The sequence below is a fragment of the Pseudoalteromonas sp. AS84 genome (assembly GCF_038900255.1).
In the GTDB taxonomy this organism is placed as follows: domain Bacteria; phylum Pseudomonadota; class Gammaproteobacteria; order Enterobacterales; family Alteromonadaceae; genus Pseudoalteromonas.
The window spans coordinates 156,226-179,194 of record NZ_JBBMQY010000004.1; the positions used below are offsets into that span (position 1 = coordinate 156,226).

General features: G+C 38.7%; 22 protein-coding genes and 1 other RNA gene. 12 read left to right on the forward strand and 11 right to left on the reverse strand.

All coding sequences use genetic code 11. The features are described from left to right. Positions 1-16: 16 nt before the first annotated feature. Positions 17-574 carry a sigma-70 family RNA polymerase sigma factor gene (locus tag WNY79_RS06460; protein WP_032827217.1) on the forward strand — a complete coding sequence of 186 codons (558 nt, stop codon included), beginning with the start codon at positions 17-19 and terminating at the stop codon, positions 572-574. Continuing rightward, positions 574-1,326, forward strand: a complete 753-nt coding sequence (locus WNY79_RS06465; RefSeq protein ID WP_342875420.1) for a DUF3379 family protein — start codon at positions 574-576, stop codon at positions 1,324-1,326. The genes WNY79_RS06460 and WNY79_RS06465 overlap by 1 nt, the downstream gene beginning before the upstream one ends. 62 nt (positions 1,327-1,388) lie before the next feature. Here the strand turns inward: WNY79_RS06465 and ggt are convergent, their stop codons facing one another. Beyond that, positions 1,389-3,062 (reverse strand): gamma-glutamyltransferase, encoded by a 1,674-nt coding sequence (gene ggt, locus WNY79_RS06470; RefSeq protein WP_342875421.1) that lies wholly within the window; start codon positions 3,060-3,062, stop codon positions 1,389-1,391. Positions 3,063-3,154: 92 nt separating this feature from the next. Beyond that, a complete protein-coding gene (locus WNY79_RS06475) occupies positions 3,155-3,697 on the reverse strand; it encodes a GNAT family N-acetyltransferase (RefSeq protein WP_342875422.1) in 543 nt (180 codons plus the stop codon). Between the two features lie 51 nt (positions 3,698-3,748). On the opposite strand from WNY79_RS06475, the gene WNY79_RS06480 reads away from it, so the two are divergent. After that, positions 3,749-4,114, forward strand: a complete 366-nt coding sequence (locus WNY79_RS06480; RefSeq protein ID WP_024598416.1) for a hypothetical protein — start codon at positions 3,749-3,751, stop codon at positions 4,112-4,114. A gap of 104 nt (positions 4,115-4,218) precedes the next feature. On the opposite strand, the gene fabB is transcribed toward WNY79_RS06480, so the two are convergent. Continuing rightward, entirely contained in the window at positions 4,219-5,430 is a 1,212-nt protein-coding gene (gene fabB / locus WNY79_RS06485; RefSeq protein WP_004335606.1) for a beta-ketoacyl-ACP synthase I, read from the reverse strand. Positions 5,431-5,607: 177 nt separating this feature from the next. Between fabB and mnmC the strand changes: the two genes are divergently transcribed. The 3 genes from mnmC to WNY79_RS06500 all read left to right on the forward strand — a co-directional run bounded on the left by mnmC (position 5,608) and on the right by WNY79_RS06500 (position 8,827). Then, on the forward strand, positions 5,608-7,617 hold the full coding sequence (gene mnmC, locus WNY79_RS06490; protein WP_342875423.1) for a bifunctional tRNA (5-methylaminomethyl-2-thiouridine)(34)-methyltransferase MnmD/FAD-dependent 5-carboxymethylaminomethyl-2-thiouridine(34) oxidoreductase MnmC: 2,010 nt from the start codon (positions 5,608-5,610) through the stop codon (positions 7,615-7,617). Positions 7,618-7,684: 67 nt separating this feature from the next. Continuing rightward, positions 7,685-8,008 carry a hypothetical protein gene (locus WNY79_RS06495; RefSeq protein WP_342875424.1) on the forward strand — a complete coding sequence of 108 codons (324 nt, stop codon included), beginning with the start codon at positions 7,685-7,687 and terminating at the stop codon, positions 8,006-8,008. A gap of 183 nt (positions 8,009-8,191) precedes the next feature. After that, entirely contained in the window at positions 8,192-8,827 is a 636-nt protein-coding gene (locus WNY79_RS06500; RefSeq protein ID WP_007581997.1) for an NAD(P)-binding oxidoreductase, read from the forward strand. A 34-nt stretch (positions 8,828-8,861) separates the two neighbouring features. On the opposite strand, the gene WNY79_RS06505 is transcribed toward WNY79_RS06500, so the two are convergent. Next, the gene (locus tag WNY79_RS06505; RefSeq protein ID WP_342875425.1) at positions 8,862-9,620 is read right to left on the reverse strand and encodes a sulfite exporter TauE/SafE family protein; all 759 of its coding nucleotides are present in this window, start codon (positions 9,618-9,620) and stop codon (positions 8,862-8,864) included. A gap of 186 nt (positions 9,621-9,806) precedes the next feature. Between WNY79_RS06505 and WNY79_RS06510 the strand changes: the two genes are divergently transcribed. From WNY79_RS06510 to WNY79_RS06520, 3 genes are all read left to right on the forward strand, one after another. Continuing rightward, complete coding sequence (locus WNY79_RS06510; protein ID WP_076925482.1) at positions 9,807-10,811, forward strand: YHYH protein; 1,005 nt, start codon at positions 9,807-9,809, stop codon at positions 10,809-10,811. A gap of 35 nt (positions 10,812-10,846) precedes the next feature. Beyond that, positions 10,847-11,143, forward strand: a complete 297-nt coding sequence (locus WNY79_RS06515; RefSeq protein WP_076925481.1) for a hypothetical protein — start codon at positions 10,847-10,849, stop codon at positions 11,141-11,143. Positions 11,144-11,304: 161 nt separating this feature from the next. Next, on the forward strand, positions 11,305-12,396 hold the full coding sequence (locus tag WNY79_RS06520; RefSeq protein ID WP_342875426.1) for a hypothetical protein: 1,092 nt from the start codon (positions 11,305-11,307) through the stop codon (positions 12,394-12,396). A 98-nt stretch (positions 12,397-12,494) separates the two neighbouring features. On the opposite strand, the gene ssrA is transcribed toward WNY79_RS06520, so the two are convergent. Further along, positions 12,495-12,851: a transfer-messenger RNA gene (gene ssrA, locus WNY79_RS06525) on the reverse strand. 263 nt (positions 12,852-13,114) lie between these two features. On the opposite strand from ssrA, the gene WNY79_RS06530 reads away from it, so the two are divergent. Then, positions 13,115-14,740, forward strand: coding sequence for a FapA family protein (locus tag WNY79_RS06530; RefSeq protein WP_342875427.1), 1,626 nt, complete (start codon positions 13,115-13,117; stop codon positions 14,738-14,740). On the opposite strand, the gene rnt is transcribed toward WNY79_RS06530, so the two are convergent. Beyond that, entirely contained in the window at positions 14,724-15,428 is a 705-nt protein-coding gene (rnt, locus tag WNY79_RS06535; protein WP_024598424.1) for a ribonuclease T, read from the reverse strand. The two genes, WNY79_RS06530 and rnt, sit on opposite strands and share 17 nt — an antisense overlap. A 202-nt stretch (positions 15,429-15,630) precedes the next feature. Between rnt and WNY79_RS06540 the strand changes: the two genes are divergently transcribed. Further along, positions 15,631-16,509, forward strand: a complete 879-nt coding sequence (locus WNY79_RS06540) for an OmpA family protein (RefSeq protein WP_007581990.1) — start codon at positions 15,631-15,633, stop codon at positions 16,507-16,509. 5 nt (positions 16,510-16,514) lie between these two features. Here the strand turns inward: WNY79_RS06540 and WNY79_RS06545 are convergent, their stop codons facing one another. After that, positions 16,515-17,408, reverse strand: coding sequence for a DMT family transporter (locus WNY79_RS06545; protein WP_182195387.1), 894 nt, complete (start codon positions 17,406-17,408; stop codon positions 16,515-16,517). Between the two features lie 215 nt (positions 17,409-17,623). On the opposite strand from WNY79_RS06545, the gene WNY79_RS06550 reads away from it, so the two are divergent. After that, on the forward strand, positions 17,624-18,826 hold the full coding sequence (locus tag WNY79_RS06550; protein WP_024598426.1) for an aromatic amino acid transport family protein: 1,203 nt from the start codon (positions 17,624-17,626) through the stop codon (positions 18,824-18,826). Positions 18,827-18,898: 72 nt separating this feature from the next. On the opposite strand, the gene WNY79_RS06555 is transcribed toward WNY79_RS06550, so the two are convergent. From WNY79_RS06555 to WNY79_RS06570, 4 genes are all read right to left on the reverse strand, one after another. Continuing rightward, positions 18,899-20,089 carry an amino acid aminotransferase gene (locus tag WNY79_RS06555; protein ID WP_342875428.1) on the reverse strand — a complete coding sequence of 397 codons (1,191 nt, stop codon included), beginning with the start codon at positions 20,087-20,089 and terminating at the stop codon, positions 18,899-18,901. 80 nt (positions 20,090-20,169) lie between these two features. Beyond that, the gene (locus tag WNY79_RS06560) at positions 20,170-20,829 is read right to left on the reverse strand and encodes a GAF domain-containing protein (protein ID WP_024598428.1); all 660 of its coding nucleotides are present in this window, start codon (positions 20,827-20,829) and stop codon (positions 20,170-20,172) included. Positions 20,830-20,885: 56 nt separating this feature from the next. Beyond that, a complete protein-coding gene (locus WNY79_RS06565) occupies positions 20,886-22,535 on the reverse strand; it encodes a SpoIIE family protein phosphatase (RefSeq protein ID WP_076925475.1) in 1,650 nt (549 codons plus the stop codon). Continuing rightward, positions 22,535-22,840 carry an STAS domain-containing protein gene (locus WNY79_RS06570; RefSeq protein WP_024598430.1) on the reverse strand — a complete coding sequence of 102 codons (306 nt, stop codon included), beginning with the start codon at positions 22,838-22,840 and terminating at the stop codon, positions 22,535-22,537. The genes WNY79_RS06565 and WNY79_RS06570 overlap by 1 nt, the downstream gene beginning before the upstream one ends. Positions 22,841-22,969: the final 129 nt, after the last annotated feature.

Here is a 22,969-nt window from a genome sequence, read left to right on the forward strand (position 1 = left end):
AATTAAAAAAGTGCTTATGCTTGGAAAGAAAAAATCAAACAATCAGGTCTTAATCGATATGGCAGAGAAACAAAAGCGTTATGAAGCCTTGGTCCACGTTTACAATAAAGAGCTTTATCGCTTTGCTTATTGGTTATGCCGTGATCCGCACATAGCAGATGATTTAGTACAGGAAACGTTTTTACGCGCATGGCGTTCACTCGACTCTTTACTTGATCAAAAGGCAGCTAAACCCTGGCTGCTTACTATATTACGAAGAGAAAACGCACGCCGATTTGAACGTAAACAGTTTGATTACAGCGACGTAGAAAACGATACGCTTGTTGATGAAACCAGCCATTCATTAGATGATGAAATGGAGCAAACGGTTATCCAACGACAGATTGCACTACTATCTGATGAATACCGAGAGCCATTATTACTGCAAGTTGTAATGGGCTGCTCTGGTGAAGAGATTGCAGGCATACTTAATTTAAATAAAAACACGGTAATGACTCGTTTATACCGTGCCCGAAATCAACTTAAAGAGGCTTTAAGCCGTGATGATGAACAACTTAAAGGGGCATCAAAATAATGGATGAACTTGAGTTTCGTCGCCGCACTATTGCGCAGCCAAACGACATTGACAAGGAGCTTATGGAGTTTGCTGACAATAACCCAGAGCGACAAAGTTTTATTAACGATATGAAAGATTTTGATAAATTTTTACAAGATTCTTTAGATATACCTGTACCTGAAAACCTTGCAGACCGCATTCTTTTAAACACATCTTTAAAAGAAAAAGCGCTACAAGAAGAACAAGCAACAGGAAAAAATGTAGTTGATGCCCGCTCGCGTTTCAAGCTTGATCGCGTACACCTTGCATTAGCAGCATCTTTTGTAGTGGCGATTAGTGCCTTCTTTTTTAGTACAGAGCAAAATATTGCACACGAAGCAGGTGAGCATGCGCTTGCCCATGTGTACTACGAAATTAATGCGCTTGATAAAAAAGACCCCATTAGCCTACAAAGCGTTAACGATAAATTAGCTGTTTTAGGTGGTCACATTGATGAACTTCCAGGCGATGTAACGTACGCTATGTTTTGTGATTTTAAAGGCGAAAAAGGACTGCATTTGATATTTGAGTCTGACTTTGGTCCTATGACGGTATTTATAGTACCTTCTGAAAATAAATCATTTGGTTTTGGCGATGATAATTTCAAAGACGAGCGCTTCGAAGGTCATATTAACCGAGGCTCACAAGCAGATACTATTTTAGTGGCAAGTGTTGGAGCACCTCTAAATACTTATAACGAACGCGTTACTGGCGCTATACGCTGGTTATAGCATATATGCCGCTTAGTACTTACTAGGCGGCTTATTTATTATCAATTTCTTCTTCACCGAATTTAAAAAACGATTGATTTACCACGCCCTGTAGCTTCAGAGGCAGCATCTAATTGACCCTCTTTATTAATAATAACGTGTAAATCACCAAAGTGATTCTCATCTATGGTGTAACCCATCTTTATAAGTTCTGCTTTTATACCATCGGCTAAGCCTATGTGCGTTCTAATTATATTTTTAGGCCACAGTTGATGATGAAAACGGGGACTATTTACAACCTGCTCTGCAGTCATATCAAACTCTACCGCATTTAAGATAGATTCGTACACAGAGCTAATAATGGTTGTACCACCAGGCGAACCTGTCACCATTTTAACGGTGTTGTCTTTAAGTAGTATTGTAGGAGTCATAGAACTCAACATACGCTTGTGTGGCTGTATTTCATTAGCTTTACCGCCTATTGCGCCAAACACATTCATAACGCCTGGTTTGGCGCTAAAGTCGTCCATTTCATCATTTAAAATAAATCCCGCACCTTCAACAACGACACCGCTACCAAACCCTAAGTTTATTGTGGTGGTATTTGCTACAGCGTTACCCATTTTATCAACGATTGAAAAGTGCGTAGTTTGCTCACTTTCTTTAAGGCCCGGTTTAATATTTTCGGTAGTAGAGATAGCAGTTAACGAAATGCCATTACTGCGCTCTTTAAGGTAGTTAATATTAGTTAACGCGTTTACTGGTACATCAAAAAAGTCAGGATCGCCTAAATACTCTGCTCTATCTGCAAATACACGTTTACCTATTTCAGAAAGTAAGTGCACATACTGAGTAGAGTTATGCGCTAAGCCTGCATCTGGTTTTTGTAACTCATACATTTTGAGCCACTGTAAAATAGCAATACCACCTGAACTCGGCGGTGGTGAAGTAAGTACTTCATAACCATTCCAACTTGCTTTAATGGGGGTACGTGATTTAGCTGTATAATTTTTTAAATCATCTTGATTAATAATACCACCATGCTGGTGCATAAATTTAGCAATAATATTTGCAGTTTCGCCTTTATAAAATCCATCTTGGCCGTTATCACGAATACGCTTTAGCGTAGCCGCTAACTCTGGTTGCTTAAAGACTTTATTGGCTTTTACATCAGCAAAATATTTTTCAAAGTTTACATTTATTTTTTGCTCTTTTAGATGGGCAATATAACGGCTAACACCTTTTGCTAACTTAGGCGGAACAACAAACCCTTGCTCAGCCAACGTTACAGCAGGCTGTACTAGTGCTTCCCACTTTAAAGTCCCGTGCTTTTGATGGGCAAGCCACATACCCGCTACACTGCCAGGTACACCGCTTGCGTGAATGCCATATATTGATTTGTTTGCAATAACATTACCTTGCTCATCTAAATACATATCACGATGAGCCGCTGTAGGCGCTGTTTCACGATAATCTATAAAATCGCCTTTGCCATCTTTTTGAATAAGCATAAACCCCCCGCCGCCAATATTTCCGGCTTCAGGAAGCGTCACTGCAAGTACAAATTGTGCCGTAATAGCCGCATCAACAGCATTACCGCCTTGCTCTAATATACTTTTAGCAGCATCGGCACTGAACGAGTCAGGCATTGCGACCGCGCTTTGCGCTAAAGGCTGCGCCAAAACACTAAAAGTAGTGAACTGTAAAACCAGTACACTTTTGACGATTAATTTACGTGGTGAAAAAAACAATCCCATACAACATCCTTAATTTATTATTTTTGTTGCCCATATTAATGCACGTCATTTAAGGACAGGTCAATCTTTATACTGTTGATATTTAATCATCTTCAAACGTTTTTTGAATAAAGCATCGCGGGTAAGTCGCCTTGCTCATCTGAATGTGTATAATTTTTTATAAATTGCAGGCCTAACTTTTTCATTATTGTTATAGACGCTGTATTATCTTTTAGTGCGGTTGCGCTTATCGCCTTAACGTCATCTTGCTTAATAAGTTCATCACATAATGCTAAAGCCGCCTCGGTTGCATAACCATGCCCCCAACTCGCTTTTTTAAAGCGCCAACCTATTTCAATATCGCTATAATTTGGTGCATTACTAAAGAAATCCATAGGCCTTATTAATACCCAGCCAATAAATGTATTGCTTTGCTTTATAGTGATACTCCATAGCCCCCAGCCTTTTAACTCATTTCGATATGCGAGCATACGAGGCACTCCCTCATTTTTTATTTGCTCTAAAGAGGTAGGCACACCTCGCGTTAAATACTGCATTACGGCGGGGTCTTGGTCGAGTTCAAATAATTGAGGCCAATCGTGCTCACTCATTAATTTAAAATTTAATCGTTTTGTTACGGGGGCGTTCATTTTCATTGTTGTATAGTCTGCCTCGAATTAATTATCAGTCTCTAAAGGAGATAGCACATGAATAAATTAGCAGGTTTAGCTTTATTAGGCACTTTAATTACATTAACTGGTTGTGAAGATGCCAACGAAGTAAAAGAAGATGCAAAAGATAAAAGCGCACAAATGCAAGAAAAGCTTGGTGATGCATGGAACGACGTTAAAGAGACAACTAACGATCTTAAAAATGATGAGTCTTTAAACGAGCTATTAGAGCAAAGTAAAGCAATGGGCTTAGACATGTACGACGACGGCAAAGAGATTGCAGTTGATGCATGGATTAAAAGCAAAGAAACTGCTGGCGAGTTAACTGAAAAAACTAAGCAGAAAGCGCAAGAAATTGCTGACGAAATTGAGCAAGCGCGTAAAGAACATAACGAAGGTTAATTTAACTTTCGATAATAAAAAAGGAAAGCCTCGGCTTTCCTTTTTTGTTTTAAGCTATTTAGCCCTAAATATGTGTTTACATATTTGGGGCTTATAAGCTCAAATTAACCTTTGTACTTACTCATAACTAAAGTCGCGTTTGTGCCACCAAAGCCAAAGCTATTAGACATTACAGTATTTAACTCAACATCACGACGTTCAGTAATAATATCTAAACCTGTCGCTTGCTCATCTAGCTCATCAATATTAATTGAAGGCGCTACAAAGCTGTGCTCTAGCATCAATAATGAGAAGATAGCTTCGTGAACACCTGCAGCACCGAGAGCATGACCCGTCATTGCTTTAGTTGCGCTGATCATTGGTGACTTACCACCAAACACTTCTTGAATCGCACCTAGCTCTTTAACATCGCCTACAGGCGTTGATGTGCCGTGCGTATTTAAGTAATCAATACTGTCTACATCTTGCATAGCTTGGCGCATACAACGTGCTGCACCTTCGCCAGATGGAGCAACCATGTCGTAGCCATCTGATGTTGCACCGTAGCCAACAATTTCAGCGTAAATATGCGCGCCACGTGCAAGTGCATGTTCAAGTTCTTCAACTACAACAATACCGCCGCCGCCAGATATAACAAAACCATCGCGATTTGCATCGTATGTACGAGATGCTTTTTCTGGTGTTTCATTATACTTAGTAGAAAGTGCGCCCATAGCGTCAAATTCCATTGCCAATGTCCAGTGCAGTTCTTCACCGCCACCAGCAAAAACAACATCTTGCTTACCTAATTGAATTTGCTCTACTGCATTACCAATACAATGTGCAGATGTTGCACATGCAGAGCTAATTGAATAGTTAACACCTTTAATTTTAAAGGGTGTTGCTAAACAAGCCGATGTAGTGCTCGCCATAGTGCGTGGCACCATATAAGGCCCTACACGTTTTACGCCTTTTTCACGTAAAATATCAGCCGCTTCTACCTGCCATTTCGACGAACCACCACCAGAACCAACAATAATACCCGTGCGCTCATTTGATACCTGGTCGTCAGACAAACCTGAGTCTTCAATTGCTTGAGTCATCGAAATATAAGAATATGCAGCAGCATCGCCCATAAAGCGCATTGCTTTGCGGTCAACATGTGCTTTAACGTCAATATCAATTTTACCCGATACGTTACTACGTAACTTATAATCGGCAAATTCTTGGTTAAAAGCGATACCGCTTTTGCCCGTTTTTAACGATTCTAATACTTCTTCTTTGTTGTTACCAATGCTTGATACAACACCGATACCTGTAATTACAGCTCTTCTCATGGGTAATTCCCTTAGCTTAATACTTAATTGCATTCTATTTTACGCGAATTTAATCACCTAAGTGGTCAGCTTTCTAGCGTACACTTGTACTCTGAACTGCTAGCTTATAAATAACGCCAGACTATTACAAAGAAAACCCGTAAAATAATTAAAAATATATCTATAAATTTAAAAAATATGATTAAAAACGCACATAGTCACATTAATAATTTAGGTACACCTTTGACTAATAACTCCGGTGATATTTATTTTTCTAATGACGATGACTTAGCTCAATCGAATTGTGTGTACTATGAGCAAAATAATATAGATGCACGATTACAAAATCATGACCAATCACATTTTGTTATTGCCGAAACCGATTTTGGCACCGGTTTAAACTTTTTAAATACGTGGCAACGCTTTAAAGACCACCTTGAGCGGATGCAAGTTCAAAATGAATGTGAAAAAAGCGTAAAACGCCTACACTATATTTCGTTTGAAAAGTATCCCTTAACATTAACTGACTTAAAAAAAGCATTAACCGCTTGGCCTACCTTAAGTTATTTTAGTAAGCAATTAACAGTAAACTACCCAATTAATTTAGAAGGATGCCACCGGCTCGAATTTAATAATGGCAGTGTTGTTCTCGATTTATACTTTGGTGATGCGCTTGAATCAATAAAAGCAATGAGCTATCCACAAACAGGTATTGTTGATGCTTGGTATTTAAATGGGCTTGAGCCAAGTAAAAATCCTGATATGTGGCAGCAAAGTTTATTTAACTCCATGGCTGATATATCAAGAGCTAATGCAACCTTATCGACTTTTACTGCCGCTGACTTTGTTCAACGAGGATTAATAGAGGCTGGCTTTAGCACTAAAAAAGCCAAAGATTTTAATCAAAGAGAAGATATGCTTATTGGCCAACTTAAACATGTTAATAACGCTCAATCACCCCCCGTTTATTTTAATCAAGATAGCAGCACTTTAAAAAACGTAGCGGTCATTGGCGGTGGTATTGCCAGTAGCTGTATTTTATACAGCTTGGCTAAACGAGGCATAACCAGCCACTTATTCTGCCAAGATGAAAAGCCTGCAATGGGGGCATCGCACAATGTGCAAGGCGCTATTTACCCTCACCTACAGGCTAAAAACTCGCCGCACAGTGAATTGTTTGCACATAGCTTTTTATACGCCAAACGCCTATATAACAACTTACTTAGCAGTGGTTTTAGTTTTGATTATGATTGGTGCGGCGTATTACAACACGCAGTGAAAAAACCTCTAGCTGATAAGCACGAAAACTTAGCACAAAAGCAACTGTGGCCAACGCAGCTAATGCGTAACGTAACCGCAGAGCAAGGCGATGAAATAGCCGGCGTAACGACAGGTTATTCAGGTGTGTATTTTGAACAAGGCGGCTGGGTTAACCCGCCGCAATTAGTAAACGCTATGCTAAGCGCTGCAAATAGCATAACCCCATTCAAAAGCGTATTTAACTGCAATATAAAGCAGCTTAAAAAAACTGATAGCGGTTGGTTTTTATTAACGAATGATGAGCAATTAGGCCCGTTTAGCGATGTAGTTATTTGTGCAGGTGAGCACAGCGATGCATTTGAGCAAACAAAAGCGCTACCTATAGTGGGCGTACGCGGTCAGGTTTCACATATTGAGGCAAGTGAGCAATCACGCAAACTTAAAACAGTGCTATGCCATAAAGGATATTTTACACCGGCTTATTTAGATCATCACTGTATGGGTGCCACGTTTGAAAAAAACACTAAAAGCCGCCAAGTTACAGCGATCGACAACCAATTAAACCAAGAGCAACTACTTAGCTTTTATAAGCAAAGTGAATTTGCCTCCACCCTCGGCAATATAACCTCGGCAAAAGCGGCTGTTCGCTGCACATTTATAGATCACCTGCCAATGGCAGGGCAATGGTGCGAGCAAAGTGATTATATAATGGCTTTTGCTAATCTACGTTTAGGTAAACGCTACCAATATGAGCAACTTAATAAACCACAACAAGGCCTGCACATTTTTACCGGTTTTGGCGCACGCGCGTTGTGTAGCGCACCGTTAAGTGCAGACCACCTCGTAAGCTGTTTAAATAACGAACCCCGCCCATTAAGCGAACGTGTAAGCCAAGCGATTCACCCTGCACGGTTTATAGTGCGAGATTTAATTCGTAATAAAATTTAAATGACATCGGTGCTTATTGAGGTAAAATAAGTACCAATAAAAGGAATTTATTACTCAAAGGACTCTAATGAAAACTTTAGCATTTTTAATAATATTGCTATGCACTCAATCGTTTAACGCACTCAGCCAAAACGTCACTGAAATCCCACTTCCTGAAGAATTTGTTACAACGATGGACGTAGCAAGCGAATACCCAATGGTACGCACTGGTTATTTAACGGATTCAATTTCTGATATCACTCGCTTTTATCAGCAAAAATTGGGGGAACCTTTAAAAATAAATGGCAATAATACATATCGCACTTTGTTTTATAATTACCAAGAACGTAAAGTACGTATTAGTCTATACCGCCGTAGTTATGTGACCGAGGTGAGTATAATGGTTGAATAAAAAGGTCTAAAAAAACACTCCCAGAGCAGCTAATTTTAATACTCAGTTAAGCATCGCACTTTAATTAAAGTATTTTTTGAAATTAGCTCATTTAAACTCTTTTTTACCCTTTAAAAATAATCCCCTACCCCAAGGTCTGTTTGTAAGCACATTACTTTTACTATTTATTGGAAGGAGTTAATTATGAGTAAGACCCTAATTATTGGCGCAAGCGGACAAATAGGTAAAATGACAACTGAGCTACTTTTAGAAAATGAGCAAAATGTTGTGGCATTAGTGCGCGACAAAAATAAGCTAAGCGATTTAAACAGCTCTTTTTTAACTATTGTTGAGCAAGATCTTGAAGGCGATTTTGGTGATGCAATGAAAGGCTGTGACCAAGTGATTTTTGCTGCTGGTTCTGGTGGAAGTACAGGCGATGATAAAACTGTACTCATTGATTTATGGGCTGCAACAAAAGCAGCTACATTCGCTAAAGAGCACGGCGTTAACCACTTTATTATGGTCAGTTCAATTGGTGCTGACGATCCAGATTCGATTCAAGGTGATTTAAAACCTTACTTAGTTGCTAAGCACATGGCTGATGAGCACCTAATAAATAGTGGTTTAAATTATACCATTGTTCGCCCAGGTACTTTGACTGACGATAGCGCTTCAATGCAAGTAACTACGCAGCAACCAAGCGATCGTTCAGAAGCTAAAATTAGCCGCGAAAATGTAGCCAATGCATTATTACATATTGCGACCAACTCATTTATTAGTAACCGCATTTTTAAGTTGTTCGACGGCGACAAGCCAATTAAAGCTGCTGTAAAATAAACGTTATTATTTAACGACGATTACTCCACTTTTACTAGTGGAGTAATACTTTTACACCTTGCCAACCAAGTTGCAGGGTTAATAACGTTAAAACGACTCTAAAAATACGCTTAAATTTATCCCCAGACATACTTTTAAGTAATTTAATTCCTGACCAAGTTCCTACAGCGCCACTTATTACCATAGCGATTACAAGCGGTATCCATTGCCAAAAACTAAAACCAACAGCGCCATAAATTATCGCTTTTAATAAATGCTGCACACTCATAATGCTCGAAAACGTTGCCGTAAATTTTAACTTTTCGTAATTATTTATATATAAACAGCTACCAACTAATGGTCCACTTGCCCCGACAAACATAGAAATAAAAGTAGTTATTCCACCGGCGACCATACGCCACACCTTAGAGGTTAATTTTATAGGTGGCTTTTTACCCCACAGTAAGTAAATAACAAAAATAGCGACCACTAACTTCATGGCATCAAGCGATATATCATCAATTACAAAACTTGATAACCCCGCCCCTACTAAGCCGCCTAACGCAAAATATACAAACATGCTTTTATCAATATGCTTAAAGCTGAGTAAAAGTCTATTTGCATTAGAGCCAAGCTGTACTAAACCATGCACTGGCACAACAACTGCCATAGGCATAAACGACGCCATAACAACAAGCAGCATTAATCCGCCACCAGCACCAAATGCAGCAGATATAAAAGAAGTAAAGCCAGCGGTGATCATTAACAATAAAAACAAAAATAAAGACATGCTGTCGGGAAATAAAAAATCCATAAAACTCCATTGCCTATTTAAATACTTATAAGTCGCAGTATTTAAATAATAAAAAAGGTACTACACACATTTATAGCCACTTTATCAGCCTCTATCTCAGGCTATGTACTATGTTGCGTTGTTTTTGCACTTTGTTTGCACATTTAACAAATATTATACATTCAACTTCATTACCGGATATTTTTGATGAAAAGATTTAACACACCAATTTTAACACCACTTGCAGTGTGTATACTCACACTGAGTTTAGCCGCCTGTAACGGTAGCGATGCTGAAAGTACAGTTGTAACTGAAACAACCACCGATGAGGGAACTACAACAGATACTTCAACTGATTTTGTTGTAGAAGTCGACCCTTTTAACTTTGAAAGCGATGCGCTCATTTCATCAATTACCACTCAAACATGTACGCTAAGTAACGGCGATGAAGCCTCATGCTATAAAATTGATATAGCAGGTGCGCCTTCAAATTACGAGATTGGTGTATTTTGCCCTCGAAATATCACGTCAACAGCTGACGAAGCTGGTATTTGGTTTGATGGCACCGGTGAGGTTTACGATATAACCGGTGACTTTATTTTAAATCTACCAACATTATATAACGATAGTCATTGGCAGCTATACGACGAAGGTACAGGCCTTGTAAATGTAACCGACACACAAGAATCGTGTGATGGCGCTGCACGCCCAAACGTAGAAGAACAATACCAAAACCACTGCGTAGAATGCTCTATTGATTATGTGGATGGCGGTATATCAGAGTCATTTTTAATTCCAATAACGCCTGTTGCAACCACTCAAAATAGCAGTATTGGTAACGCCAATGTGGGTGTTGCTCTCAATGGTGTTGTACTTGCTGCACCCGCCCCTGTTGATGCTATTTTAGGCGCATACACTATTGCCGCTTTTGATGATTGCGCTGGGCATATTAACTTAGTAGCAGGTTATCACTACCACGGTGAAGCAGGTTGTAGCCAAACACAAATTCAATCAGACGGTCATGCCGCCATGATGGGTTATGCACTCGATGGATTTGGTATATTTGGCATGCTAAACGAAGATGGATTAGAACCCACTGATTTAGACGAATGTAGAGGCCACACCGACGATACACGCGGTTACCACTACCACGCAGCCGATGTATCTGAAAACATGTTTATTGGTTGCTTTAAAGGTGCTACCGCAAGATAAGTCGCATTCTGGCTAAATAATTAACTGAGATACTAATGAAAATATTTAACGTAATAAAAGCACTAACCACTGGCTTTTTACTTGCTACCTCATGTTCAGCGCTAAGTCATGCAGGCCACGGTTCAAACGCGCCTTGGGAAGCATGTGAAGCAAAAGCCATTAACGAAGATTGCAGCTACACAAGCCATGATAAAAAAGCGACAGGCACATGCCAAGCAATGAACAAAGTACTTATGTGCGTTCGAAATAAGCCACTTGAAACATTAATAGACAAAGCAACCCAACCAGCAAGTGCTCAAAAGCAATCAGTTAAATCACTCGCTAAACTATAAAGTAAAATAACAGCTACACGCCAAAGCCTTAACGCTGTTTGTTAAGGCTTTTTTAATTACAAATTATTAGAAAGCATCACCTTTATCTGTTAAATTAACTTTGTGTATCAAATAATAAAAATAAAATTCCAAAAATGGAATTACACAAGCAAGGTACCAACGTGAGCGCCACATTTAAAATTGTTTTTAATGGTCAGTTATATCAAAATACTGACCTTACCTCTGCCCAAGAACAACTCAGCCAACTTCTTAATATTCCTCATAATATTGTTGTTCAGTTATTTGATGGAAAAGCTTACGCTTTAAAAAAAGACTTATCGAGTATTGATGCTGTTAAAACAGAATCCTCACTTAAAAAGCTAGGTTTGATTACTAAAGTAGAACCTCAACTAATTACTGTAATCTCTCAATCTCAAAATAATCAAATAGCACTCACTGAGCACAGTAAAAATACAGATAAACACATTAGTGAAAGTACTGAAGGCAAAAGTATCTCAGTACAAAGTGAACGCCTAGATACGGGCAAAGCCCCAAATACAGCTGCCGCTATTAAGCAAAGTTATAATAAATATAAACTACTGCGTAACACTTTAAAAAGCGCATTGTACTTTTGCTATAGCGCACTTTGTATTATTACCTTAATAGGCGTAGTGATCAGTGTTAATGCACTGAAAAACAACTTTGGCATTCTAAATAACGGAACTACAAACAACTTAAGTTACCAAAATTATAAACAATATTTGATTGATCAAAATAGCCTAAATCAACCAGCACAAAAAGTAACAAACGAGCGAACAGCTAACCCTACACAGCAAAAAAGTAATGAGTACTTTAGACGCTTTTCATCGCTAATAAATAGCTACGCGCAAAGTACCGGGCAAGCTGATATAAAAACGATGGGGGGTGACAAATTACAACAGCACCTGCAAGAGATAGACGACCTAGGCCCTAAAAATGAATTTTGGCAGCAACTGATACAACTTTCAAAAAGCTTAGATAACGATAAGCACGCAATAGGGATGCTCAATAATACTGACCCCGCCAAAGTACAATGGATAAACGCGGTAGATTGGATCAGCCAAAGCTATATTAGGCAACATCAAAACTCGCAAACTATAAACAACTCTCCTGTCGCTACCTACGAGCCAAGTAACCCTATACTTAATCTAACGTTGTTAATAAGTATGCTGTCGTTATTCAGTATTTTTATAATTGCGATAAAAATGAAGTTACGCGCAATTAGAAATACTTAAACTTTATTTTATAAATTCCATAAAAAAACCCGCAAATTTGGATTAACAAATTTGCGGGTTTCTTATGGTTTTCGAATAACGAGTTCAAAAACCTTTATTGGTGGAGCTGGGGGGATTTGAACCCCCGTCCGAAAAGCCTCGACCGTCGGTACTACATGTTTAGTATTGTCATTTAATTAACCTTTAAGTCCCGGACAAACACGGTAAATAAAGGCGAGGCCGCTTAATTTTAACGCTTCAACCCCGGCCAGGGTTTCCGTCGCGATCAGGTGTTAGGGTGACACTCCAAAATCCAGTCCACAAGAATACATGGAAGGAGCGCTAGCCAGCCTAAGCTGCTAGAGAGTAGTTATCGTCGTTTGCGATTACTTTAGGTTGCGGCTGTTTAACGAGGCAAACCGCACCTCGACATGCACCTTGGGCTTCTTGAATTCCGTCGAATCCTAATCAGCCCCTGAATTAGTAACTCAATTCAGAGCGTGCAAACAGTATAACTGAGTAAAGTACTGATACTCAAGGCCTAGTAACGCTTTATTTTAATTGTATGTGCCAATCGCGTGTTAAGTAACCAAAATTTAGTTTATGCAAGCCTATATAAACATTTACTTAACAATGTGTTTAACCTGTGTTCAAATGAGGAGTTAAGGTTTTTGCTATTTCTAAACCTTTAGTTGTAAAAAATAAAAATAATAACAGGCATAGAGTAGGGAATTAATAAATGTCGGTTTTTTCATTTGATAAAAGTACAGGGTTTGTCTCTTTAGAAAGTCACCCTATTGATAGTGGTTTTCCTGTTACAAGTACTCAGTTAACGCAAATGCTAGAGCAATCTGAGTTTAGTGAGTACGAAGCTGTTATTGCCAATATTGGAAAGCTTTTTGCGCCAACTAAAAATTATCAGGAAGTATCGCTTGTCGTTGCTAGAGCTGTAGATGCTTCAATTGTCATTAATATTGATGAAAAAAACATGGTCGCAGAAGCAACATTAACTACCGCTAAAGGTGGCGCACTTTTGTCTATGGAAGGCGCGCAAAAAGCACTTGCTGGTGCAGGTATTAAAAAAGGAATAAGTCCTCGTGCGCTTGATACCTTTTTAGGCCAGCAGTTTGAGCAACCAGCAGGAAGCTCTTACAGTGCCATAATTGCACATGGGCGCAACCCTAAAGAGGGCCGCGATGCTAAATTTGTGCGTTTATGCTCAACAGCCCAAGACCGAGTACTCAGCCCACAAGCTAAAGAAGGCGGTAAGGTTGATATGAAAAACCTTGGCGCTATTATCACCGTAAAACCTGGCACTCCCTTAATGCAGCGTATTGCAGCTACCCCTGGAGAAGAAGGCTATACGGTATTTGGCGATTCAATTAGTGCAAAACCAGGTAAAGATCACCAACTCCAGCCTTTCGAAGGTACAAAAGTAGATCCTAATAATCCTAATATGCTTATTGCCGACTGCAAAGGTGTGCCCGTTGCCCTACCCCGTGGTATGCGTGTAGATGACGTTTTATGCTTTGATAACGTAGATGTAAGTACAGGCCATGTTGATTTTGATGGTAGCGTAATTATTACTGGTGATATTAAAGACGGTATGCGTGTAAAAGCCAATGGTGATATTACGGTACTTGGTTTTGTAGAATCAGGAACTGTTGAAAGTAAAAGTGCGGTAACCATTATGCTTGGCGCAATTGGCCGAAAACGTGAAGGCGAGGAAGCATTTACATGCTCTATAACCGCTCAGCGAACTATTTCGATTGGTTATGCCCAGTACTGCAATATTAAATCCGAACAAGATTTATTTATTGAACGCCAAGCTCTGCATTGTGATTTGAGTGCTAGGCGATTAATACGTGTAGGCAAAGCAAATGACCCGCGAGGTAAAATTATTGGCGGTAATATTTTAGATGCTATGCGCATTGAAACAGGTGAGCTAGGCGCGCCAGCCGGTACTAAAACACGCGTATTTTTAGCACAACTCTGGTTTGAGCTTCGCCAAAAGCAAATACAAATCACCGATTTTGAAAAAGTACTTGCGACTAAAGTAACCGCTTTACAACAGGCTCGTGAAAAAGCGAGTAAAATTGCGAGTGCTGCTCAGCGCCAGCAATTCATGAATAAAATAACTGAAAATGAAAAGCATATAAAAATACGCTCTGCGCATATTCATCGTCAAAAACTACTTATTAAGCAAAAAATAGTGCAATTACTTGCCAGTAGTCGTTTAAAAGTAAATGAATTAATGCACCCTGGTGTGGAACTTAAAATAGCGAAAGATTCTAAACAATTTTCGCGTATTTACCCGCCCCACCTAGTTAAGCTAACTGAGGGTAAAATTACTCAGACGTTTTAGTTTCTTCGTCATTTTTTGTTTCAGTGTCAACTTCGGCATCAGCGTCGCCATCATCTAGCGGCGCTAATGGCCAACCACCTAATTGCTGCCAGCGGTTTACTATTAAACAATAAAGCTCAGCTGTACGTTCTGTGTCGTAAAGCGCTGAGTGCGCTTGGCTGTTATCAAACTCGATACCAGCCGCTCTACATGCTTTTGCTAATACAGTTTGCCCTAACGCTAAACCCGCTAAAGATGTTGTATCAAAGCTTACAAACGGGTGAAATGGCGTACGCTTAATGTTATTACGCTCTATTGCTGCATTTAAAAAGCCATGATCGAATGCGGCATTATGTGCCACAATAACTGAACGTTGGCACCCAGCAGCCTTTTGCGCTTTGCGTACTACTTTACATATTTCTTTAATGACTTCGTCTTCAGGTACTGCGCCACGTAATGGTGAAAACGGGTCTATACCGTTAAAGTCGATGGCTGCTTGCTCTATATTAGCGCCTTCGAATGGCTGAACATGAAAATGAACAGTATGATCTATGCTGAGCAGTCCTTCGTCATCCATTTTTAAAACAGAGGCTGCTATTTCTAACAAGGCATCTGTTTCTTTGTTAAAACCTGCAGTTTCAACATCAATAACAACAGGAAAAAATCCACGAAAGCGTTTTGCGAAAGGTGTTTGCTCAGTATTTGCCATAGTCTTCTTTGTTTATACGTGTAAGCTGACTATTATGTCAAAATTGATGCCCCCTAGGCTAGGGGATTTAAGTATTTATTGCTTTAAAATTGTAGGCACATAACTTGCTTTAACTTATAAGTTAGTTACGTAGAGAACAAACTAATCATTGCAGTCGTAAATTTGCCAAATTATTGGCATTCCCGGATAGCTGGAGAGCACCATGAAGTATAAGTTGTTATTTATTAGCCTTAGTATAAGTGCAGTGCTTTACAGTACTCACTCGCAAGCTGCTATGCGCCAATACACAGCAACCCAAGACAACTCCAACTGGGAAGTAGTTAAAACAACGCGCTTACAATGCCAATTAAATCATGAGGTTCCTTATTACGGTGAAGCTATATTTAAAGCTTCTGCAAGTAAAAATAAAAACTTAACATTTAATTTAGATATGGTTGTACGCCCAGATAACTACGCAATTGCAGGTTTAAAAGCAGTGCCACCTACATGGCGTGCAGGGTTGCCCGCTCGCGATATTGCAAATATGAAATTACTTAAAAAGTTTGATGGCGAGCTAGGCAATAAAACCGCATGGGAAATGCTTACCGAGCTTGAAAAAGGCTACTACCCTACTTTTTATTATCAAGACTGGCAAAACAGTGCCGATAAAATTGCCGTTGGTATATCGAGCGTAAACTTTAAACAAGCTTACTGGGCTTTTTTACAATGCCGTGATGAGCTACTCCCTTACAGCTTTGAAGATATTTCGTTTACTGTAATGAACTATCAATCTAACAGCAGTAAATTAACTAAATCCTCGCAACAGCGTCTTGATAAGATTGCTGAGTATTTAAAAAATGATGCAAGCATAGAGTCCATTAGTATTGACTCATACACAGATAGTTATGGCGGACGCTGGAATAACTTAGATTTATCGCGCAAGCGCGCCAAAACTATAAAAGATTATATGGTGAGCTTGGGTGTTGATGAAGCCAAAGTACAAACAACCGGTTTGGGCGAAAAACGCTTTGTTGATAATAACGATAACATTTTAAGCCGAGACAAAAACCGTCGTTTAATTATTCAAATAGAGAAAATGTAGTAAAGCTAATTTGTGTTTACTTTCTTTCGCTTTAAAAACTTATCACCAAATTGGAAAAAACCTAGACTAATTAAAATAATAACCGCACCAATTATTAGTTCTTGGCTTAATGACTCATTATTTAGCCAAGCCCCCAAGCCTAACGCAAAGCTAGGAGTTATAAGTGTAGTAAGTGATACCGTGCTTGCATTTAGGTTTTGCAGCACATGAAAATACGCCAAAGCCCCTACTAAAGATCCAAATATTCCTAGATAACCAATAGCCCACAATGATTTTGCACTCCAGTTTTGTATATGCAATTCACCATCTAATAACCACCAAGCAATAAAAAAGAGTGGGGTTACAAAAACCAATGCGCCAAATGTTGTTGCCATAGGATGAATCGCAATTTTCACGCGCTTGATCATCACACCACTTAAACTAAAAAAGCAGACAGCCATAAACACATAAAGTAACCCGAGCCCTTGAGTTTGCGAGTTTTGTACTTGGTTATAACTAACGAAATATAAGCCAATTAAGGCGCACGCTAACGCAACTAATTTAATCGGGCTAAATTTAGGTTCATTTAATAATTGCTGAGCAAGCAACCCCGACAAAATAGGTGCAAGGCCAAACATAAGCGAAATAATACCCGAAGGGACTGTTTTAGCTGCCATATAGCTCAACAACATACCGCCAAAAATACCTATACTCGAATAAAAATAAAGTAAGCATGCATTTTTGCTCCAAGGCACTCTAATATTTGTAATAGCAACAATTAACCCGCCTAAAAATAGCCCCACCAGCATCCGCATTAACACTGCAAGTGTTGGCGATACGGTGTCACTACTCCACACTATACCCAGTGGTGTAGTAGACCATATAAGAACCATTAAAAAATACGATACTTTAACTGGCACGTGCCATCCCTACGCTTTATATGAATGAATAAAACAAAAAACAAATTATACGCTCACTGCCGTGCTTTAGTACTTTTTAAACACTAAAGTCCTTAATAAATACAGTTGTAAATTGTAAGTTACATTTTAATAACGCTCTTTTATTACAAAACTATTTGAGATTTGAGCAACTAGTTATATCGTGCATGTATATTAATAATAATTAAGGTAATTAAGTGCTTAAAAATAAAACAACTGGAAGCATGTTAATTGTTGCAGGCACCACTATTGGTGCAGGTATGTTGGCATTGCCAATTGCATCTGCCGGGCTTGGGTTTAGTACTGCACTTGCATTAATAATTGCTAGCTGGTTACTAATGACCTACACCGCACTACTCATGTTAGAGCTACACCAATATGCACCACGCGATGCTACATTAAATACATTGGCTAAATTATGGCTTGGAAAACGCGGACAATATATTGCGAATTTTTCGATGGTTTTTTTATTTTATGCTTTATGCGCTGCTTATATTGCAGGTGGTGGTGCACAACTTCAAGCGCGTATAAATATAGGCTTTGATGTAAATATAGCCCCACAGTTTGGCTCTGTGATTCTTGCTGTTATTATTGCAAGTGTAGTAACGCTAGGCACTAGCAAGGTAGATAAATTAAATAGAGTGTTATTTACAATAAAAATTGTTGTATTAGCTAGCTTGTTTTACATGCTTACCCCTTATGTGCAAGGTAAGCACTTATTAGAGATGCCCGTAGAGCAAGGATTAATCCTTTCGGCTATACCGGTTATATTTACTTCGTTTGGCTTTCATGGTTCTATCCCCTCTATTGTTAAATATGTTGGTGTTGAAATAAAAGTACTGCGCAAAGTAATGATTGCTGGAGCCGCCCTACCTTTAGTTATTTATATTTTTTGGCAACTACTTAGCCAAGGTATTATGAGTCAAGCTGATTTACTCAACAGCCAAGGGCTTAATGGGTTTGTATCTAGCGTGGCAAGCATTGCGCATAACCCAAGTGTGGCAACGGCCGTTAAGTTATTTGCTGATTTAGCACTGGCGACATCATTTTTAGGGGTGAGTTTAGGGTTATTTGATTTTTTTGCTGATGCATTTAAAAAAGGTGACAATAAAACGGATCGAATAAAAACGGCCTTAATTACGTTTATTCCGCCACTTGGCTTTGCGCTATTTTACCCTCAAGGCTTTATTATGGCTTTAGGTTACGCTGCAATAGCACTTGTCGTGCTGGCTATATTTTTGCCTGTAGCAATGGTTTATAAACAGCGTACAACATCAAATAAAACAGGCTATAAAGTAAAAAGTGGGAATGTTGGGCTTGGTATAGCAGCTATATGTGGCATAACTATTATTGCTGCACAGTTTATGCAAATGGTGGGGCTTATTCCTGCTATTGGTTAAAGTTTTTTGTTTTAATTTAGATAATAAAAAACCGCACATCATCAGGTGTGCGGTTTTTTATATTAACTGCGTTTATTTACAAACGTCAGCTACAGCATTTGAAAAGTATTCAATATTTGAATGACTAACACCTGCAACATTTACGCGGCTAGAGCCAACAATGTAAATGCCGTATTCTTTTTGTAGGCGAGCAATTTGCTCTTTATTAATACCTAAGAAAGAAAACATACCGTTTTGGCGCTCGATAAACGAGAAATCTTGAGCAATATCTTTAGTTGCTAAGCTTTCTTTAATTAAGCTACGTAAGCCATTTATGCGGCTACGCATTTCATCAAGCTCAGAGTGCCATAATTGTGTAAGCTCAGTACTGCTTAAAATAGTATTAACAATGTCAGCACCATGCGCTGGCGGCATTGAGTAAATACTACGTACAACGCTTAGCATTACAGAGTTTGAAATATCTGCTGTTGCGCTGTCTTTTGCAATTAGTGAACATGCACCAATACGCTCGCGGTATAAGCCAAAGTTTTTAGAACATGAAGAACAAATAATTAGCTCTTCTACTGCATCGGCTAAAATACGTAAGCCACGTGCATCTTCTTCAAGTGAAGCACCAAAGCCTTGGTATGCAATATCAACAAGTGGTGTAAAGCCAACTTCTTTTGCAAGTTCGGCAACCGTATTCCACTGTGTTTCATTTAAATCCATACCGCTTGGATTATGACAACATGCATGCACTAAAACCACATCACCTTTAGGCACTTGTTTAAGTGTGTTGATCATTTCATCAAACAGTAAATCTTTATTTTCGTAATCGTAATATGGGTATTCTTTTACTGTTAAGCCTGCAGCTTCAAACAAACTAATGTGGTTAGCCCATGTTGGGTTAGTTACCCAAACAGTCGCGTCTTTATTGCAACGCTTAATAAATTCAGCTGCAACACGAAGTGCACCCGTACCACCAGGAGCTTGTGCAGTACGTACGCGGTTAGCTAGTAATGCTTGGTGTTCACCTAATAGTAACAGCTCCATTTTTTGGCAGTAATCTAAATTACCCGCTAAACCAATGTAAGATTTGCTCATTTCGTTTTCAAGACGAAACGCTTCAGCTTTTTTTACCGCTTTAAGAACCGGTGTATTGCCTTGCTCATCTTTGTAGACACCTACACCTAAATCAATTTTATTAGGGTTTGTATCTTGTTTATAGGCCGCCATAAGGCCAAGAATAGGATCTGTTGGTAATGGTTTTAATACTGAGAACATTGGCTATCTCTTATCGTTATTTAGGGGTTAGCTGTTAAGCTAAGCTTAACATAAAAGCACATCATATTGACTAGCGTTATTTACACTAGAAAGTGAGGAATTTTAATACAACATGCAATTAAAACGGCAAGCGTCTTTTCATCAAAAAAATCATTTTTAAAGGCTTCTGCATCTACAATACCAACGCATTCATTTTGTGCATTAAATAAAGGTAGGCAGGTTTCTGATTTAACTTTAGGATCGCATGTGTAGTATTCACCACCTTGTGATAAATACGCTTCAACGTTATTAATAATGCGGCCCTTGTGAGATAGCGCAACCTGTACGTTGTTACTGCCAGCCGCAAATGCTTGCGTTAAAGGAAACAACGGACGACTAGGCGCACCATGATAAGCCAGCTTTAATAGTTGCTTACCTTCAGGGGTATTAGTTGATTGATAAATACCATACCAATCAACGCCTGTTTGCTGCTCGATGTAGCTTACAATACTTTGTAAATTAGCTAGCTTGAACTGTGTTTGCTCATCATTTTTAAGATAGTCAGTTAATTTGAATGGCTCATCTTGTAAGTAGCCAAATAGACTACATGCACCGCCCTCACCAAGCTCAGGTATTTGATACTCCCAACACACATCAGGCAAAGCAGTGTTTGCTAAATGTAGATCAAGCTTTTCAAGCTCTGTTGAAATCAAAGCTGGATTAGCACTAAGTTGTGCTTGTTTTAAGTAAGAAGAAATCATTTGGCCATCCATACATCTAAAGTTTCGAGAATAATAGCATGGATATTTTTACAGAGCTAGCTCAACTTGTAGCACATTTCAACTTGGTTACCACTGGCGTTATAAGTGACTTTTTCGGCTATTTCTTCTAATAAAGACACCCCTCTGCCAAATTCGTTATTAGCCTTTGCCAACTCATCGTGCTTACTACTAAACCCTCGGCCTGAATCACAAATAATAAAATATAAACTGAGCGTGTCGGGGCAATAGCGCATATCAATAATAATCATGGCATCTGTAAGTTTAGCAAGGGCTGCCTCTCTCAACTCGTAATATCGAAAAAAGCCGTCTTCTTGTTTTTTAATTTCTGAGTTAAGGCCTAATACACCATGATCAAGCGCGTTGTTATACGCCTCAGACAACAGTAAAAATATATTAGAGCGATGAGTATTTAACCCCTCAACACTGCTTAAAATATTAACGACGTCGTACACTGGATCAGTTTTTTTTATTTGCTCTGAGTTTAAGCTCAAAGATAAATTAAAGGCTAAAGTAGAAAAGGCTTCCCGCTCTTGTTCCTCAGGAATTAAAGGCAGGCAGTTTAGTAAAACAATGCTTAAATCATCTTGCTGTTTAGTGCCATCGGCAAACTTAGTAACGTTAGCAACTATGTCTTCACTACTAATCATCGATTTACTTTTTAAGGTTTGTAAAAATCGCTCTTCCCCAAAAAATATATCCTCTTTGTTTGCCGTTTCTATAATACCGTCGGTTGCTAATACTAGGCGTGTATTACTATTTGTTTCAAAATGAATAACTTCATATTCAAACTCTTGTTCATCTAAAATCCCCAGCGCCATATGCTGCGATTCTAATGTTTGTTTTACATTACCGTCTTTATCTATTAGATACGCATCTGGCAGGCCGCCCATCCATGCAGAAACACTTTTACCTGATGCACTAAGCTCTATAATGGTTGCAGCACAAAACATATGCCCAGGTAGGAGGTTGTACAGTAGTGTATTTAGCTCGCTGGCAATATCGTTAACCGCCATACCTTTTTGTACCATAGTATAAAACACACGAGAAGTTGGTAATGCACCTATAGCCGCAGCTAGGCCGTGACCCGTAAAATCGCCCAACATGCAATACAAATTACCGATAGGACTTTGCGCTACTAAAAACATATCGCCGTTAAACATAGAGGCAGGTGATAAATTAAAATCTAAATACTCTTTAAACTTACCTTGATTTTCTAATGAGTTATTAAAAATATGTTCAATTATTTCGTGTTCACGTTCAATTTGATTATGATGATATTCAAGCAATTTTTTTTGCTGGTTAGCTTTTTTACTCAGCTCTCTGGTGCGAATATGTGCTTTAATTTTTGCATGCAGAATAACTTTTTCAAATGGTTTATGAATAAAGTCATCACCGCCTACCTCGAGGCAGTGCTCAAAACTTGCTTGATCTTCTAAGGAGGTTATAAAAATAATTGGTAAGTAAACTTCACTATACTGCTGCTTTATTTTTTCAGCGGCTTCAAAACCATCCATTACAGGCATTAAAACATCGAGCAAAACAACGTCTATTGGCTCTCTTTTAAGTACATTAAGCGCATCTAGTCCGTTATAAGCCACTGATATTTTATAACCTTCTTGCTCAAGCATTTTACTGAGTAAAATGCGATTGAGCGCCTGATCATCTACAATTAACACATGTATCATTAGCTAATATCAAACTTTTTATCAAAACGTGAAATTTGTAGAATTTTTCTAAGCTGTGGTTGGCAATTGCTTATTTCGATAGTTTTTACTTGGCTATCAATGGTTTTTTTCATGTTAAGTAACATGCCAAGTGCTGAGCTATCCATGTAGTCAGTCTCTCTTAAATCAATAATAACCTTTACAATTTTTTCACTCATTTGAGCATAAGCTTGGCGAAAAGATTGCACTAAATTAAAGTCAAATTTACCTTTGATTTGTATTGTTAATGTAGTGCCATCGACTGATTCATTCTTAGTTAAACTCATATTAAACTCCAATAATATTTCCTTTGAACTAAATATAACCTGTTAAAAGTATTTAGCAAAAAGAAAAACACACAACTTCAAATTTGCTATCATTTACGCCAATATTTAATTAATTTTTATCCATAAAGG